At 63.9% G+C, this 17,254-nt stretch carries 14 protein-coding genes and 1 pseudogene; 12 read left to right on the forward strand and 3 right to left on the reverse strand.

Annotated elements, in window-relative coordinates; all coding sequences use genetic code 11:
• Positions 1-22: 22 nt before the first annotated feature.
• Both ahpF and ahpC read right to left on the reverse strand, forming a co-directional pair.
• Positions 23-1,609, reverse strand: a complete 1,587-nt coding sequence (gene ahpF / locus IHE49_RS17980) for an alkyl hydroperoxide reductase subunit F (RefSeq protein ID WP_192160521.1) — start codon at positions 1,607-1,609, stop codon at positions 23-25.
• A gap of 191 nt (positions 1,610-1,800) precedes the next feature.
• Positions 1,801-2,364 carry an alkyl hydroperoxide reductase subunit C gene (ahpC, locus tag IHE49_RS17985; protein ID WP_192160523.1) on the reverse strand — a complete coding sequence of 188 codons (564 nt, stop codon included), beginning with the start codon at positions 2,362-2,364 and terminating at the stop codon, positions 1,801-1,803.
• A gap of 189 nt (positions 2,365-2,553) precedes the next feature.
• Between ahpC and prpB the strand changes: the two genes are divergently transcribed.
• The 7 genes from prpB (at position 2,554) to IHE49_RS18020 (ending at position 9,617) form a co-directional block, all read left to right on the forward strand.
• On the forward strand, positions 2,554-3,438 hold the full coding sequence (prpB, locus tag IHE49_RS17990) for a methylisocitrate lyase (RefSeq protein ID WP_192160525.1): 885 nt from the start codon (positions 2,554-2,556) through the stop codon (positions 3,436-3,438).
• 138 nt (positions 3,439-3,576) lie between these two features.
• Complete coding sequence (gene prpC, locus IHE49_RS17995) at positions 3,577-4,722, forward strand: 2-methylcitrate synthase (protein ID WP_192160527.1); 1,146 nt, start codon at positions 3,577-3,579, stop codon at positions 4,720-4,722.
• Between the two features lie 430 nt (positions 4,723-5,152).
• Positions 5,153-6,121, forward strand: a complete 969-nt coding sequence (locus IHE49_RS18000; protein WP_192160529.1) for a hypothetical protein — start codon at positions 5,153-5,155, stop codon at positions 6,119-6,121.
• A gap of 123 nt (positions 6,122-6,244) precedes the next feature.
• Complete coding sequence (locus tag IHE49_RS18550; protein WP_225578555.1) at positions 6,245-6,631, forward strand: hypothetical protein; 387 nt, start codon at positions 6,245-6,247, stop codon at positions 6,629-6,631.
• Positions 6,628-7,317: a C39 family peptidase gene (locus IHE49_RS18010; RefSeq protein ID WP_192160531.1), complete on the forward strand. Its 690-nt coding sequence runs from the start codon at positions 6,628-6,630 to the stop codon at positions 7,315-7,317. Before IHE49_RS18550 ends, IHE49_RS18010 begins: the two co-directional genes overlap by 4 nt.
• A gap of 10 nt (positions 7,318-7,327) precedes the next feature.
• A complete protein-coding gene (locus IHE49_RS18015) occupies positions 7,328-8,167 on the forward strand; it encodes a hypothetical protein (RefSeq protein ID WP_192160533.1) in 840 nt (279 codons plus the stop codon).
• A gap of 70 nt (positions 8,168-8,237) precedes the next feature.
• Positions 8,238-9,617, forward strand: coding sequence for an OmpH family outer membrane protein (locus IHE49_RS18020; RefSeq protein ID WP_192160535.1), 1,380 nt, complete (start codon positions 8,238-8,240; stop codon positions 9,615-9,617).
• A 93-nt stretch (positions 9,618-9,710) separates the two neighbouring features.
• On the opposite strand, the gene IHE49_RS18025 is transcribed toward IHE49_RS18020, so the two are convergent.
• Positions 9,711-10,379, reverse strand: a complete 669-nt coding sequence (locus IHE49_RS18025) for a TerC family protein (RefSeq protein ID WP_192160537.1) — start codon at positions 10,377-10,379, stop codon at positions 9,711-9,713.
• Between the two features lie 577 nt (positions 10,380-10,956).
• On the opposite strand from IHE49_RS18025, the gene acnD reads away from it, so the two are divergent.
• The 5 genes and pseudogenes from acnD to IHE49_RS18700 form a co-directional block, all read left to right on the forward strand.
• Entirely contained in the window at positions 10,957-13,551 is a 2,595-nt protein-coding gene (gene acnD, locus IHE49_RS18030; protein WP_192160539.1) for a Fe/S-dependent 2-methylisocitrate dehydratase AcnD, read from the forward strand.
• Positions 13,552-13,586: 35 nt separating this feature from the next.
• Positions 13,587-14,132 carry a 2'-5' RNA ligase family protein gene (locus IHE49_RS18695; protein ID WP_343227604.1) on the forward strand — a complete coding sequence of 182 codons (546 nt, stop codon included), beginning with the start codon at positions 13,587-13,589 and terminating at the stop codon, positions 14,130-14,132.
• Positions 14,133-14,161: 29 nt separating this feature from the next.
• Positions 14,162-15,346: a 2-methylaconitate cis-trans isomerase PrpF gene (prpF, locus tag IHE49_RS18040; RefSeq protein ID WP_192160543.1), complete on the forward strand. Its 1,185-nt coding sequence runs from the start codon at positions 14,162-14,164 to the stop codon at positions 15,344-15,346.
• Positions 15,347-15,479: 133 nt separating this feature from the next.
• Entirely contained in the window at positions 15,480-16,931 is a 1,452-nt protein-coding gene (locus IHE49_RS18045; protein WP_192160551.1) for a bifunctional 2-methylcitrate dehydratase/aconitate hydratase, read from the forward strand.
• 184 nt (positions 16,932-17,115) lie between these two features.
• Positions 17,116-17,254: pseudogene (locus tag IHE49_RS18700) on the forward strand (OmpA family protein); the annotation flags it as partial.

Consider the following 17,254-nt stretch of genomic DNA (forward strand, 5'->3'; position numbering starts at 1 on the left):
AGAGGGGCTCAATCAAGAGCCGTCAGGCTGCAGCAGTCTCGGCCGCCGGTGCCGACGAGCGGATCAGATGGTCGAATGCACCCAGCGCGGCGGTGGAGCCCGCCCCCATCGCGATCACGATCTGCTTGTACGGCACCGTGGTGGCGTCGCCGGCGGCGAACACGCCGGGCAGCGAGGTCTGGCCGCGCGCGTCGATCACGATCTCGCCGCGAGGGCTGAGTTCCAGCGTGTCCTTCAGCCATTCCGTGTTCGGCAGCAGGCCGATCTGCACGAAGATGCCTTCCAGCGAAAGGCTGTGCATGCTGCTGTCGCTGCGGTCCTTGTAGACCAGACCGCTGACTCTCTGACCGTCGCCCAGCACTTCGGTGCTTTGCGCGCTGACGATCACGTCCACGTTCGGCAGGCTGCGCAACTTGCGCTGCAACACCTCGTCGGCGCGCAGCTTGCCGTCGAACTCGACCAGGGTGACATGGGCCACGATGCCGGCCAGGTCGATGGCTGCCTCCACGCCGGAGTTGCCGCCGCCGATCACCGCCACGCGCTTGCCCTTGAACAACGGGCCGTCGCAGTGCGGGCAGTAGGCCACGCCCTTGTTGCGGTATTCGTTCTCGCCGGGCACGCCCATCTGCCGCCAGCGCGCGCCGGTGGAGAGCACCACCGATTTCGCCTTCAGGCTGGCGCCGTTTTCCAAAGCGATCTCGATCAGGCCACTGGCCGATTCGTTGGCCGGCACAAGCCTGCTCGCGCGCTGCAGATTCATGATGTCGACGTCGTAGTTACGGACGTGCTGTTCGAGGGCGGCGCCCAGTTTGGGGCCTTCGGTGTAGTCGACCGAGATGAAGTTCTCGATGGCCATGGTGTCCAGCACCTGGCCGCCGAAACGCTCGGCGGCGATGCCGGTGCGTATGCCCTTGCGCGCGGCATAGATCGCCGCCGCCGCGCCGGCCGGGCCGCCGCCGACCACCAGTACGTCGAAGGCATCCTTGGTCTTGATCGTTTCGGCGGCGCGCGCGGTGGCGCCGGTATCCAGCCTGGCCACGATCTGTTCCAGGCTCATGCGGCCCTGGTCGAACACTTCGCCGTTCAAATACACGGTGGGCACCGACATGATCTGACGACGATCCACTTCGTCCTGGTACAGCGCACCGTCGATGGCGACGTGCTTGATGTTGGGATTCAGCACGCTCATCAGGTTGAGCGCCTGCACGACGTCCGGGCAGTTCTGGCAGGACAGCGAGAAGTAGGTTTCGAAGCGGAACTCGCCTTCCAGGTTCTGCACCTGCGCGATGGTTTCCTCGGCGGCCTTGGACGGATGACCACCCACCTGCAGCAGCGCCAGCACCAGCGAGGTGAATTCGTGGCCCAACGGGATGCCGGCGAAGCGCACGCCGATGTCGGTACCCAGGCGATTGATTGCGAACGAGGGCTTGCGCGGCTCGCTGTCGTCGCGACGCAGGGCGATCTTGTCGCTCATCGCGGCGATCTCCGCCAGCAGCTCCTCCAGTTCGCGCGACTTCGCGCCTTCGTCCAGCGCCGCGACCAGTTCGATCGGCTGGGTGAGCCTCTCCAGGTAGCCCTTCAGCTGGGCCTTGATGGCTTCGTCGAGCATGGCGAACACTCCTGCGTGGATGCGGGAAATCGAATCGGAAAGGAACGCTTGTGAAAGCGGCCTGCGTCAGCGGGGAGGGGACGGCAGGCGGGGAGCGATGCCGGGCGCAAGCCGCTGGCACAAGCATCCTGGGGAGGGTGGAACCGGGCGGCCTGCGCCCGGTTCCGGTACGGCGTGCGGCGGTATCGCGATCAGATCTTGCCGACCAGGTCCAACGAGGGGGCCAGGGTCTTTTCGCCTTCCTTCCACTTGGCCGGGCACACCTCGCCCGGGTGGCTGGCGACGTACTGCGCAGCCTTCACCTTGCGCAGCAGTTCCTTGGCGTCGCGGCCGATGCCGCCGGCGGTGATCTCGACGATCTGGATCTTGCCGTCCGGATCGACCACGAAGGTGCCGCGATCAGCCAGGCCGGCTTCCTCGATCAGCACCTCGAAGTTGCGGCTGATCACGTGGGTGGGATCGCCAACCATGGTGTAGCCGATCTTCTTCACTGCGTCCGAGGTGTCGTGCCATGCCTTGTGCGAGAAGTGCGTATCGGTCGAGACGCTGTAGATCTCCACGCCCAGCTTCTGGAACTCGGCGTAGTTGTCGGCGAGATCTTCCAGCTCGGTCGGGCAGACAAAGGTGAAGTCGGCGGGGTAGAAGAACACCACGGACCACTTGCCCTTGAGGCTGGCCTCGCTCACTTCGATGAACTTGCCGGCCTTGAGCGCCTGCGCCTTGAACGGCTTCACTTCGGTATTGATCAAAGACATTTCGTGGTCTCCGTTGCGGGTGGTTGAGTGAGTCGATGGGGTCCATTCTAGGCTGCTGATACGATTCGTCCAATTGATTGTTGGCATGGACATCATCGTTCGTGGCTATGGCTGGCGGGCGGATCGCTGTGCTGCAGCAAGAGCTGCAGGGGAGGCGTGGGCTAAAATGAGCGTTTTGACGGAGGCCATATGACTCAATCAGCCACCGCAGGCGCCCGCTTCCGCGCCGCGCTCGCCGCCGACTCCCCGCTGCAGGTCATGGGCGCCATCACCGCCTATGCCGGCCTGATGGCCAAGCGTGTCGGCTACAAGGCGTTGTACCTCTCCGGTGGCGGCGTGGCCGCCAACTCGCTGGGCATGCCCGACCTCGGCATCTCCACCATGGAAGACGTGCTTACCGACGCGCGCCGCATCGTGGACGCCACCGGATTGCCGTTGCTGGTGGACATCGACACCGGCTGGGGCGGCGCCTTCAACATCGCGCGCACCATTCGCAACTTCGAGCGCATCGGCGTCGCTGCGGTGCACATGGAGGATCAGGTCGGCCAGAAGCGTTGTGGCCATCGTCCCGGCAAGGAAGTGGTATCGAAGGGCGAGATGGTCGATCGCGTGAAGGCTGCGGTGGATGCGAAGACCGATGCGGGCTTCGTGCTGATGGCACGTACGGACGCCGCGGCAGTGGAGGGCATCGATGCCGCCATCGACCGCGCCTGCGCCTACGTCGAGGCTGGCGCTGACATGATCTTTCCCGAAGCGATGAAGACGCTGGACGATTACCGGAAGTTCAAGGCCGCGGTAAAGGTGCCCATCCTCGCCAACCTTACCGAGTTTGGCTCCACGCCGTTCTTCACCACAGCGGAACTCAAAGATGCCAACGTGGACATCGCGCTGTACTGCTGCGGCGCCTACCGCGCCATGAACAAGGCCGCGCTGAATTTCTACGAGACGGTGCGCCGCGAGGGCACCCAGAAGAACATCATCGACACCTTGCAGACGCGCGAGGAGTTGTACGACTTCCTGGGCTACCACACCTACGAAGACAAGCTCGACGCGCTGTTCGCCCAGAAGGGCTGACGCCAACCATGTAGGAGCGCACCCTGTGCGCGACTGTCTTTTGCCTTGATCGAAGCGTGAGGCAATCGCGCACAGGGTGCGCTTCTACAGAAATTTCGTTTCACCGTTCGAACTTCCCTGCATCACAGGAGACACCCGATGAGCGAGCAAGTCCTTCCCAAGGCCAAGAAGTCCGTGGCGCTGTCCGGCGTAGCCGCCGGCAACACCGCGCTGTGCACGGTGGGCCGCAGCGGCAACGACCTGCACTACCGCGGCTACGACATCCACGACCTGGCCACCAAGGGCTGCTTCGAGGAAGTGGCCTATCTGCTGGTGCACGGCGTGTTGCCGAACTGGACGGAGCTGCAGAACTACAGGGCCAAGCTCAAGCGCCTGCGCGGCCTGCCGGCGCCGGTGAAGGCAGCACTGGAACTGTTGCCCGCCGCCACCCATCCGATGGACGTGATGCGCACCGGCTGCTCGGCACTGGGCACGGTGCTGCCGGAGAAGGACGACCACAACGTCACCGGCGCGCGCGACATCGCCGATCGCCTGATGGCCAGCTTCGGCTCCATGCTGCTGTACTGGTACCACTTCAGCCACAACGGCAAGCGGGTAGAGACTCAGACCGACGACGAGACGATCGCCGCGCACTTCCTGCACGTGCTGCACGGCAAGGCACCCAGCGAACTGCATGCGAACGCGCTGGACAAGTCGCTGGTGCTTTACGCGGAGCATGAATTCAACGCCAGCACCTTCACCGCCCGCGTGATCGCAGGTACCGGTTCGGACATGTATTCCGCCATCACCGGCGCCATCGGCGCGCTGCGCGGCCCCAAGCACGGCGGCGCGAACGAAGTGGCGATGGAGATCATCGCGCGCTATCGCAACGCCAGCGATGCGGAGGCCGACATCCGCGCCCGCGTCGAGCGCAAGGAAATCGTGATCGGCTTCGGCCATCCGGTGTACACGGTGTCCGATCCGCGCAACGTGATCATCAAGGAAATCTCGCGCAAGCTCTGCACCGAAGGCGGCAACCCGACCTTGTTTGACGTGTCCGAGCGCATCGAGAAGGTGATGTGGGAAATCAAGAAGATGTTCCCCAACCTCGATTGGTACTCGGCCAGCGCCTACCACATGATGGGCGTGCCCACGGCGATGTTCACGCCGTTGTTCGTGATCGCACGCACCTCCGGCTGGAGTGCACACGTGATCGAGCAACGCGAGGACGGCAAGATCATCCGCCCCAGCGCCAATTACACCGGCCCGGAAGACCTGGCCTACATGCCAATCGACAAGCGCTGATGCGCCGGTAGACCAACGCAAATAATAAGGAAAGGGGCCGCAAGGCCCCTTTCCTTTGGGAGATGCGAAAGCCGGCCTTTAGCGGGTGTTTCGCAGCCGTGGTGGTTGTAACAGCAACGATACAGTCTTGAATAATTGATCGATTTTCGTGTAACTAATTGATATTTAATTGTAATTGGCATGTGATGGCCGGCTCGAATCGGGAGCGGCCGAGAAGGGTGTATCAGAAATGCATCACCCGGAATCCGTTACGCCCCCATTATGCGGGGGCGAGGCGGAAAGCCTTTCTCCAATTGATTGATTGGTAGGGCTTTGTTTTCGGATTGCCGGGTGCCTGGCGGCTGGCATGCAGTTTGCCAGTCATGAAAGCTTGCTGAACAAGCAATGCAAAAAAGCAGGGGGTCAATTCGGCATTCCGGGAGAAATCCATATGCGCAAGACACTTCTTTTCACGGCACTGGCGCTTGGCTTGGGACTAGCCCTCCCGGCCATGGCTAACAACAATTCCAACCAGCACAACAACAACTCGTCGAACGAGCACAACAACAGCTCGGTCAATCATTCGGGCAATACCAACACCAACTCGAGCACCAACACCAAGACCGTCACCAAGAACCTGAGCCTGAGCGATGTCCAAAGTTCCGGTTTCGGAACGGCGGCGGCGGACAACGGTGGAATGGCCAGCGCTTCGGTCAGCGATGCATTCAACAAGAGCATCGCGGTTGCCAACACCGATCTTGAAGGAGCCGTGAGCAACGTCAAGGTATTCGGTATCGGCAACAGCGCCGATAACCTCGGCAACGCGAATGGTGCACGCGGCGGCAATGGTGGCAGCGGCAGTGGCGGCCGTGGCGGCAATGCCAACGGCGGATCGGGCGGCGACGGTGGGAATTCCTCCGCGCACAGCGGCTTCGCAGGCGGCTCAGGTTCGAGCAGCGGCGATTCGGCAGCCGGTAGTGGCGCGTTTGGCGCCAATGGCTGGGGCGCTGGCGGCAATGCCACGGCCAATGCCGACAATCACGCCGGGACAGACGGCGCCAAGGGCGGTGCCGGTAGTGCGGATGGCGGCAGCAACAAGGCCGGTGCGGCGACTTCGACCAGCGGCGACAGCTCGTCGATGGGCGGCTCCAGCGGCTACGCCGCGAGTGCTGGCGGCCACGGTGGCGCCGGTGGCGCCGGTGGCATGAGCACGGGCGGCAACGGCAGTGGCGGTGCGGCCGGCAACGGTGGCAATGGCGGTACGGCTGCCGCGGATGCTGGCTCCTTCGACATGGCTAACAGCATGAACAACGCCGCGGAGGGCGCGGCGGGCATCACGACGATCGCCCAGAACAGCGGTGCGGCGTCGTTGATCCAGCAAGGCGTGACTGTCCAGGCCAACCTGAGCGTAGGTCACTGAGCGACGATCACCCGACACGATGGGGCGCGCATCGCCCCATCGTGTCGCTGGTGTTGGCCGATCGCCGTGGGCGATCGGCACTTGCGTCGTTTTCGACGCGCAGAGCGCTTGAGGAGCGGTGTCATGCCTTTGATGAGAGCTTCGCTTGGAGCGTTGCTGCTGGGGCTTGCGGGAACGCCCGCGTGGACGGTGGCTGCGACCGCGCCGAATCACGCTGGCCAGCAACCGCAAACAGCCGCGACGTCGCCTCCCGTCTATGTCGGCGGATTGGGGCAGGCAGTGAGTGCCGAGACGCTGGATCGCTACAGCGGCGGTACCAGCGTTCGCAACAACCAGAACCTCAGCGGCACGGTGTCGAACAACAGCGCGACGAAGGTGAACACCGGATCGAATGTGATCAGCGCCAATTCGTTCAGCGGCGCAACGGGTTTGCCGACGGTCATCCAGAACACCGGCAACAACGTGCTGATCCAGAACGGCGTCATCGTCAACGTGCAGTTCAAGCCATGAAGAGGTGGCTGCCAGTGCTGGCGATCCTGGCTGCCGTGGCGAATCCCGTCAGCCTGCAGGCCGCATCGGCACTGATCAACAACAGCTCGCAACAGGCCGTTGTGCTGCATCTGACCACGCTCAAGGAAGCCAAATTCAGGAACACCATCCGGCAGAAATACGATTTCAGCTGCGGCTCCGCGGCCGTGGCGACCTTGCTGACCTATCAGTACGGCTATCCGGTCAGTGAGCAGACCGCCTTCGAGCAGATGTACGTACATGGCGACCGCGCCAAGATCAACAAGGAAGGGTTCTCGCTGCTGGACATCAAGCGTTTTCTGGCGGCCAACGGTTTCCAGGCCGACGGCTTCCACGCGTCGCTGGAAAAGCTGCAGGAGGAGCACCTCCCGGCAATCGTGCTGATCGAAGAGAAGAAGTACCACCACTTCGTGGTGATCAAGGGGCTGGCCTACGGACGCGTGCTGATCGGCGATCCCGCCTTGGGCACACGCACGATTCCACGCGATCGCTTCGACCAGCTGTGGAAGAACAAATTGCTGTTCGTCATCTATAACCGGCGCGATTTTGCCCAGTTCAACACGGTCGACGATTGGAAGGCCGCACCGTACGCGCCGCTGACGGCAGGCGTCGATCGGCGCCCGCTGTACTACCTCACCATGCCCAAGTTCGGGCCTGGCCAGTACTGAGGTGATCGAAATGAAAAAGCTCTTGCGCGCGGTACGCATCACATTGCCGCTGTGCCTGTTCGGTGGCACAGGGATCGTGCATGCGATGACAGGGACGGCGCCCGCGGATCCGGACGCCAGGGCGCTGCTCCCGGCCGACGCGAATGCGAGCCAGAGCGTGGCACCTGCCGACCGGCGGGAGGGCGGCTCCGACTTCGGCGCGCCGGTGGACGACGCGGGGCTCGACTCGGTACGCGGTGGTTTCGATCTAGGCAACGACCTGCAGGCGTCACTCGGTATCGAACAGGTCACCTACATCAACGGCAAGCTGGTGACCTCCACCGACATCAATATCCCGGACATCGCCCAGATCACCCAGCAGCAGGCAGTGGCCTTGGCAACCGCGCTCAGCAACCTCAATGTGGTGGTCCAGAACGGGCCGGGCAACAGTGCCGACTCGTCCGCGGCGGTGCGCGACGATGTCGCGACGATGCTGGGCCAGGGTGCATCAGGCAGCTCGCCGGCTTCGACGGGACAGGGTGCTGTTGCAACGGGACAGGGGGCTGTTGCGACCACCTCGGTTCAAGGTGCATCGGGTAACACGAACACTCCGGTTTCGGTGACGCAGGCGTCTTCGGTGCCGCTGGCCAGCATATCGTCAACGAACGCGGGCGCATCGAATGGCGTAGCGACAGTCTCCCTGCCTGGATTGAACGGCGGCCTGGCGACGGTCATCCAGAATTCGTTGAACAACCAGTCCATCCGCACGCTCACCACGCTCAACATTTCGCTGAATACCTTGCAGATCCTGCGCAACATGAATCTGCAGAGCACCCTGCAGTCGGCACAGATGCTGTCGCTCGGGCATTGAGCGCCCGCTCAGATGCCAACTCCTGCGGTGGGCACCAATCTCCTACATCTCGGTTTCGCAAGGAGCTGACATGGATCGCAAAAGGTCGCGATGGGTGTGTTCGGCGGGTTGTGCCGGATTCCTTTTCCTCGGCGGCTGGGCTGGGGCACAAGAGGGGCCGGCACCAGCCACTCCGGCATCCGGCGACGCATCGGCATCTTCCGCGGCGATACGCAAGCAGTTGCAGGAGCAGGACGAACGCATCAATGCGCTGCGCCAGCAGATCGATGCGCAGTTGGTGCAACTGGGGGCGATGCGCAAGGAGCTCGCGCAGCAGCAGTCCGATTACCGGGCCTTGCGTCACGCAGTAGGCGTGCAGGAGCTGGAGCAGCAGCGTGGCGGCAACCTGGGTGCCTCTGGCACCAGTGCATCGACCGAGCCGATGCCGGCGCCTGATGCCATGCAGTCGGTCGCTGCCGCACAGCAGCCGGTCGGGGTGGCGCCGCCGAAGGACGCCCGTCCGCCGGAAGTCGCGCCGATCTCCAATCAGCCGGGCGTGCTGACTCCCAAGGGCAAGCTTGTCATCGAGCCCTCCTACCAGTTCGGCTATTCCTCCGCCAGCCAGGTCGATCTGGTCGGTTACACCGTCATTCCGGCCATCCTTATCGGTCTCATCGACGTACGTACCGTGCGGACCACCACTCAGACGACCACGCTCACCGCACGCTATGGCATCACCAATCGCCTCGAGCTGGAATTGCGCGTGCCTTACGTGTGGACGGGCAGCAACATCGTCAGTCGTGAGATCTTCACAGGGACGGCGACCAACAACGTGCTGAGTTCGAGTGGCAGCGGTCTGGGCGATATCGAGGCCACCGCGCGCTACCAGTTCAACGACGGCGGCGCGGACAAGCCGTATTTCATCGGGTGGTTCCGCTTCAAGTCGCGCACCGGCACGGATCCGTTCGACGTGACCACCGACTGCGTGACGCGTTGCGTGGAGAACGTCACCGGTACCGGACTTCCGCTGCAACTGCCCACCGGTTCCGGCTTCTATTCCGCACAGCCCGGCATGACCTGGCTGCTGCCCTCCGACCCGGTGGTGTTCTTCGGCAACCTGAGCTACCTGTACAACTTCGAGCGGCACGGCGTGTGGGAAGACCTGGTGCTAGGCAGGCAATACCTGGGCACTGTGAGAGTCGGCAATGTCGGCGACGCGAGCCTTGGCATGGGTTTCGCCCTGAACGACAAGGCCACGCTCAGCATCGGTTACGACCAGAGCATCATCGGTGTCACCAAGGAGATGGGCCAGACGGTGCCCGGCTCGACCAAGGTCTGGCTGGGGCAGTTGCTGATCGGCGGCGCTTATCGACTGAGTCCGACCCGCACGGTCAACTTCACGCTGGCCGCTGGCGTCACCCACGACACGCCCGACGTGCTGGTGACGGTGCGTGTGCCGATGACATTTTGATTTGTGACCCGAAGTCACCCGACCCGCCATGACCGTCTGTGCCTAAGGCCGTTGGACGAGGAGGGCGATTGTCGTGCGTCGGACATGGCGGTCTCAGTCGACCGGCGGTCGCCGGTGTCGCCGCCACCATCCGACGGCGCAGACGCACACGGCCACCAGCAACCCAAGCGCGTGCGTCAGGCCGTGGTGCGCATCGAAGAGCTCATGCAGCAGATGGTCGTGCGCGATCATGCGGACAGCCGTCCAGGTGATCGTGCCGGCGCCTAGGTAGACGATGACTGGGAAGCGCTCGATCAGCCTGAGGATCAGGGTCGAGCCCCATACCACCAGGGGCACGCTGATCAGCAGGCCCAGCGTGAGCAGAGGCAGGTTGCCGTGCGATGCGCCGGCGATCGCCAGCACATTGTCCACGCCCATCAGCGCGTCGGCGACGATGATGGTACGCAGCGCCGACCAGAAACCGTCAGCGGCGGAAACTTCATGCGCAGCGTCGTTCTGCTTCAGCAATTTCCAGGCGATCGGCAACAGCAGTACGCCGCCCAGCAGCATCAAGCCAGGCAATCTCAGCAGCCAGATCAGCAAGGCGCTGAGCACGATGCGCACCGCCACGGCACCGACCGTACCCCAGAGCACCGCACGCTTCCGCAGCGTTCCTGGCAGGTTGCGAGCGGCCAGTGCGATCACGATGGCGTTGTCGCCGGCCAGAACCAGGTCGAGCAGGACGATGGCCATCAGGCCGGAGAGGAAGCTGGTGGGTGCCATGTGTCGGTTCCTGCGCGTAGGACAAATGCAGTGACGACGGACACGCGCGGTCCGTCATGACTGCAAAAGTCTCGTTCGCGGCAGAGCCGCTGCAGCGACCGGAGCGGTGCTCCGCTCGTGATGACGACCGCTGCAAGGACACCCGAAGAAACGGTGTCCGGAACTACTCCCTTTTGGGATCAGTACGCATCCATTGTCGATGCCGTCATGCATGGCCGTCAAACCATAACCTTTGGAGGCTGCTCACGATCTCCCCATGGCCTGCGCCGGGAGCTGTTTGCGCGCACGCCAAGGAGGAACGAAGAAGTGGACGCCTGTCCATGACGGAGCGATGACGCCATGCAGGCAAACAGACCCGACTCTTCGGGTGCGTTGCCGTGGCCGCCATGCGGCAGCGCGCGGCTTGATCTGTCTGTCAGGCGGGTGCTGCGCCACGTACTACCGTCTGACAGCCACGGCGAAGCAACGCTGGCTGCGGGGAGATCGTGAGCAGGCTCTTAAGGAAGAGGCCTCCACCCGCTAAAATGTACGGTAAACACGTCAGTCGGGCGTTTCTCCCCAGGGTTCCTGAATTCCTATGAATACTGTCTACCGTCAATCCCTTCCCGGCACGTCGCTGGATTACTTCGATGCGCGCGCCGCCGTGGAGGCGATCCAGCCGGGCGCCTACGACACCCTGCCGTATACCTCGCGCGTGCTCGCCGAAAACCTGGTGCGCCGTTGCGATCCGGCGATCCTCGCCGAGTCGCTCAAGCAGATCATCGAGCGCAGGCGCGATCGCGATTTCCCATGGTTCCCGGCGCGCGTGGTGTGCCATGACATCCTCGGCCAGACGGCCCTGGTCGACCTGGCCGGCTTGCGCGATGCGATCGCCGACCGCGGCGGCGACCCGGCCAAGGTGAATCCCGTGGTGCCGGTGCAGCTGATCGTCGACCATTCGTTGGCGGTGGAGTGCGGCGGCTTCGACCCGGACGCGTTCGCCAAGAACCGCGCGATCGAGGATCGCCGCAACGAGGATCGCTTCCACTTCATCGAGTGGACCAAGAAGGCATTCGAGAACGTCGACGTGATCCCGCCGGGTAACGGCATCATGCACCAGATCAACCTGGAGAAGATGTCGCCGGTGATCCAGGTGCAGGATGGTGTCGCGTATCCGGATACCTGCGTGGGCACCGACAGCCACACGCCGCACGTAGACGCGCTCGGTGTGATTGCCATCGGCGTCGGTGGCCTGGAAGCCGAGAACGTGATGCTCGGCCGCGCGTCGTGGATGCGCCTGCCGGACATCGTCGGCGTCGAGCTCACCGGCAGGCGCCAGCCCGGCATCACCGCCACCGACATCGTGCTGGCGCTCACCGAATTTCTGCGCAAGGAAAAGGTGGTCGGCGCTTACCTGGAATTCCGCGGTGAAGGTGCGGCGAGCCTCACGCTCGGCGATCGCGCGACGATCTCGAACATGGCGCCCGAATACGGTGCAACGGCTGCGATGTTCTTCATCGACGGCCAGACGACCGACTACCTGCGCCTCACGGGCCGCAGCGACGAGCAGGTGAAACTGGTCGAGACCTACGCGAAGGCGGCCGGCCTGTGGGCCGATACGCTGAGCAACGCGCAATACGAGCGCACGCTGACGTTCGACCTGTCGAGCGTCGTGCGCAACATGGCTGGCCCATCGAACCCGCACAAGCGGCTGCCGACGTCCGATCTCGCCGCGCGAGGGATCGCCGGCCAGTGGGAAGAGAAAGCGGGCGAGATGCCCGACGGCGCGGTGATCATCGCGGCGATCACCAGCTGCACGAACACCAGCAACCCGCGCAACGTGATCGCGGCTGGCCTGCTCGCGCGCAACGCGAATGCGAAGGGCCTCGTGCGCAAGCCGTGGGTGAAGAGCTCGCTCGCGCCTGGCTCGAAGGCGGTCCGGCTATATCTGGAAGAAGCGAACCTGCTGCCCGAACTCGAGAAGCTCGGCTTCGGCATCGTCGCGTTCGCGTGCACGACCTGCAACGGGATGTCGGGTGCGCTCGACCCGAAGATTCAACAGGAGATCGTCGAGCGCGACCTGTACGCGACAGCCGTGCTGTCCGGCAACCGCAACTTCGACGGCCGCATCCATCCGTATGCGAAGCAGGCGTTTCTCGCATCGCCGCCGCTCGTCGTCGCGTATGCGATCGCCGGTACGATCCGCTTCGACATCGAGAAGGATGTGCTCGGTCACGACCAGGACGGCAAGCCGGTCACGCTGAAGGACATCTGGCCGACCGACGAGGAGATCGATGCGATCGTCGCGACTAGCGTGAAGCCCGAACAGTTCCGCAGGGTCTACGAACCGATGTTCGCGCGCCCCGCCGGCGCGGGCGAGCGCGCGGCGCCGCTGTACGACTGGCGGGCGCAGAGCACGTACATCCGTCGTCCGCCGTACTGGGAGGGTGCGCTGGCCGGTGAGCGCACACTGAAGGGCATGCGTCCGCTTGCGGTGCTCGGCGACAACATCACGACCGATCACCTGTCGCCGTCGAACGCGATCCTCGCGAACAGCGCGGCCGGCGAATACCTGACGAAGATGGGCTTGCCGGAAGAAGACTTCAACTCGTATGCGACACACCGGGGAGACCACCTGACCGCGCAGCGCGCGACTTTCGCGAACCCGACGCTCATCAACGAGATGGCAGTTGTCGACGGCGCGGTGAAGAAGGGCTCGCTCGCGCGTGTCGAGCCGGAGGGCAAGGTCATGCGGATGTGGGAGGCGATCGAGACGTACATGGATCGCAAGCAGCCGCTGATCGTGATCGCCGGCGCCGACTACGGCCAGGGCTCGTCGCGCGACTGGGCGGCGAAGGGCGTGCGGCTCGCGGGCGTCGAGGCGATCGTCGCCGAAGGGTTCGAGCGGATCCACCGCACGAACCTGATTGGGATGGGCGTGCTGCCGCTCGAGTTCAAGCCGGGCACGAACCGCACGACGCTGGGCATCGACGGCACCGAGATCTTCGACGTCGTTGGCCAACCGACGCCGGGCGGCGTGCTCAGCCTCGTCGTGCACCGGCGCAACGGTGAGACTTTCGAGGTCCCGGTGCGCTGCCGCCTCGACTCCGACGAGGAAGTCTCGATCTATGAGGCCGGCGGCGTGCTGCAACGCTTCGCGCAAGACTTTCTCGCATCGAACGCGGCGGCATGAGTCGGATTGCGGGGCCGCGTTTGTTCTTCTTGGCCATGCCTCCGCCGGCATGGGTGGATGACACGCTCGTTCGGCTGGCGCGGCTTGGGGTGGACAAACATCTGCGAAGCGCCCTGTTTGCACCGGCGAATTGGCATCAGTCGTTTTCCGAGCGCATTTTTTCGCCGACCGAGGAAGAACGCGCTGCGCTGCTGCAGGTTGGCTCGGCCGTTTCCGCATCCGCGTGCACGCTGCATTTCAACCGCATCGATGGATCGGGCGACATGCCAGGCCGGATCCATTGGACAATGCGCGCGCGTGGCGTGCCGAAAGCGTTTGCCGCCTTGTTGCAGGAGGTTCGTGGCCGCCTTTGCGACGCTGGATTCGATCGCATCGCCACCGGCGTGACGCCGCACATGACCTTGAGCTATTGCGCGCGCGATACGCTGGACAAGATCGTGCTCGAACCGCCCGTCGCGTGGACCATCGACGCGTTGTGCCTCGCCATCGGTGGCGGCGATCCATACCGCTACGACATCATCGGCCGCTGGCCATTGCTGCCTGAAATTGATCCACCCGCCACGCAACCCGGCTTGTTTTGAGGCGGCGGCGAACACTTCCGGAGATTCCCATGTCGCATGCTGCACAAATCCGCATTCCCGCCACCTATATGCGCGGCGGTACCAGCAAGGGCGTGTTCTTCCGTCTTGAGGACTTGCCCGAAGCGGCACGGGCGCCGGGCGCCGCGCGCGATGCGCTTCTGCTGCGGGTGATCGGCAGCCCCGATCCCTACGGCAAGCAGATCGACGGCATGGGCGGCGCCACCTCCAGCACCAGCAAGACGGTGATCGTGTCCAAAAGCAGTCGACCGGACCACGACGTGGATTACCTGTTCGGCCAGGTGGCGATCGATAAGGCCTTCGTCGACTGGAGCGGCAACTGCGGCAACCTGTCCGCGGCGGTCGGCCCGTTCGCCATCGCCGGCGGCCTGGTCGATCCTGCATGCGTGCCGCACGACGGCGTCGCCATCGTGCGCATCTGGCAGGCGAACATCGGCAAGACCATCATCGCGCACGTGCCGATGACCAACGGCGAGGTGCAGGAAACCGGTGATTTCGAGCTGGACGGCGTGACGTTCCCCGCCGCCGAAGTGCAGCTGGAATTCATGGACCCGGCCGCCGAGGAAGATGGCGCGGGCGGGGCGATGTTCCCGACCGGCAAGCTGGTGGACGATCTGGAGGTGCCGGGCGTCGGCACGCTCAAGGCGACCATGATCAACGCCGGCATTCCCACGATCTTCGTCGAGGCCGCCGCGATCGGCTACACCGGCACGGAACTGCAGGACGCCATCAACGGTGATGCGAAGGCGCTGGCGATGTTCGAGACCATCCGCGCACATGGTGCGCTGCGCATGGGCCTGATCGCATCGCTGGACGAGATCGCCACGCGCCAGCACACGCCCAAGGTGGCTTTCGTCGCCGCGCCGGTCGACTACGTCGCTTCAAGCGGCAAGCCCGTGAAGGCCGGTGACGTCGACCTGCTCGTGCGCGCCATGTCGATGGGCAAGCTCCATCACGCCATGATGGGTACGGCGGCAGTGGCCATCGGCACTGCGGCGGCGATTCCGGGCACGCTGGTGAACCTCGCGGCTGGCGGTGGTGAGCGCCAGGCAGTGCGTTTCGGCCATCCGTCGGGGACGTTGCGGGTAGGCGCCGAGGCGGCGCTCATTGACGGCACATGGACTGTCACCAAGGCGATCATGAGCCGAAGCGCGCGCGTGTTGATGGAAGGCTGGGTGCGCGTGCCCGCGGGTTGAGTCATTGGCAGGGGCTGGCCTCCATTCATCCTGGGGGCACCGGCAGGCAGCTTCGAGAAGGTCTTGCGTCAGGCTGCAGGGTGGAACCTCATTGCGCGGCGGCAGGTTCCTCGTTGCTCTGGAGGTGACACCCATGAGTGTGCATGACATCCGCTCCGCTGTTCGCCCAGATCCTGATCAGCCGATGGTTGATATCGCCAATTACGTGGCCGACTACCGGATCGAGTCGGAGGAGGCCTATGACACCGCGCGCTACATGCTGCTGGATTCGCTGGCCACCGCGATGATGGCGATGAAATTCCCCGAATGCGTCAAGCACCTGGGGCCGCTGGTGCCAGGTGCCACGCTGCCCGGTGGTGCGCGCGTGCCCGGCACCAGCTACGAGCTGGATCCGGCGCAGGCAGCGTTCGCGATCGGCACGCAGATCCGCTGGCTGGATTTCAACGACACCTGGCTGGCTGCCGAATGGGGCCACCCGTCGGACAACCTCGGTGCGATTCTGGCCGCGGCCGACTGGCTGGGTCGCAAGGCGGAGCGTGAAGGCGGTCATGCGCTGACGGTGCGCGACGTGCTGGGTTATGCCATCAAGGCGCACGAGATCCAGGGCTGTTACGCGCTGAAGAACAGCTTCAACCGCGTGGGTCAGGACCACGTGATCCTGGTGCGTCTGGCGTCCACTGCCGTAGCCACGCATATGTTGGGTGGCGACAAGGAACAGATCGTCACCGCCATCTCGCACAGCTGGATCGACAACGGCTCGCTGCGGACCTACCGCCACGCCCCCAACACCGGTCCGCGCAAAAGCTGGGCGGCAGGAGATGCGTGCCGTCGAGCCATGATCCACGCCATCAACGCCGTGTACCGTGGCGTGCTCGGCTACCCGTCGGCATTGAGCGCCAAGACCTGGGGCTATTACGACGTCGCTTTCGGGGGCAAGGCATTCCAGTTCGAGCGCCCGTTCGGCAGCTATGTGATGGAGAACGTGCTGTTCAAGATCAGCTTCCCGGCCGAGTTCCACGCGCAGACCGCGGTGGAGTGCGCAATGAAGCTGCATGGCGAGGTCGCCGGCAGGATCGAGCAGATCGAGAAGGTGGTGATCGAGACCCAGGAAGCGGGCATGCGCATCATCGACAAAACCGGCCCGCTGGCAAACTACGCCGATCGTGACCACTGCATCCAGTACATGGTTGCGGTGCCGCTGATCTTCGGTCGCCTTACCGCTGCCGACTACAGCGATGACATCGCTTCCGACCCACGCATCGACATGCTGCGCGAGACGATGGTGGTCAGCGAGAATCCGCAGTTCACCAGGGACTATTTCGACCCGGAGAAGCGCTACATCGGCAACTCCGTGCAAGTGTTCTTCAAGGGCGGTGGCAGTACGGAGAAAATATCCATCGATTGTCCGATCGGCCACCGCACGCGTCGCGCGGAAGGTATCCCCGTATTGCTGAAGAAGTTCGAGGCAGCCATGCGCGGCCATCTGCCGGCAAACAAGGTCAAGGTCATTCTTGAGGCCACAGGCAATCCCGCGGAGCTTGAGGGGATGCCGATCCAGCAGTTCCTGGACATGTTCACGCTTTGAATGCGCCGTGGTGGCAAATCTAGTCGCCATGCTCGTGATGGCCTGGGGAGTCTGGTGTTGCAAATTGTCACGACGAACCGAATATGTTAGTTTTGCGTAAATACGCGTCATCGGCTGGGTTCGTGCAAGCGCTGCCGCATCCGAAAAGCGGTGCGATTTCAAATACCGAAAAGGGAGAGACTGGATGAAGCACAAGGGCCTTTATTTCATGGTTGCGCTGGCGTTGGGCGGCGTAGGTGCCGTTCATGCGCAGGACAACGCAGCAACCACGGGCAGCAGCGACAGCACCGCGGCTCCGGCGTGGCCGAATGGCTTCGATGACC

The organism is Rhodanobacter sp. 7MK24, assembly GCF_014842995.1.
GTDB lineage: Bacteria > Pseudomonadota > Gammaproteobacteria > Xanthomonadales > Rhodanobacteraceae > Rhodanobacter_A.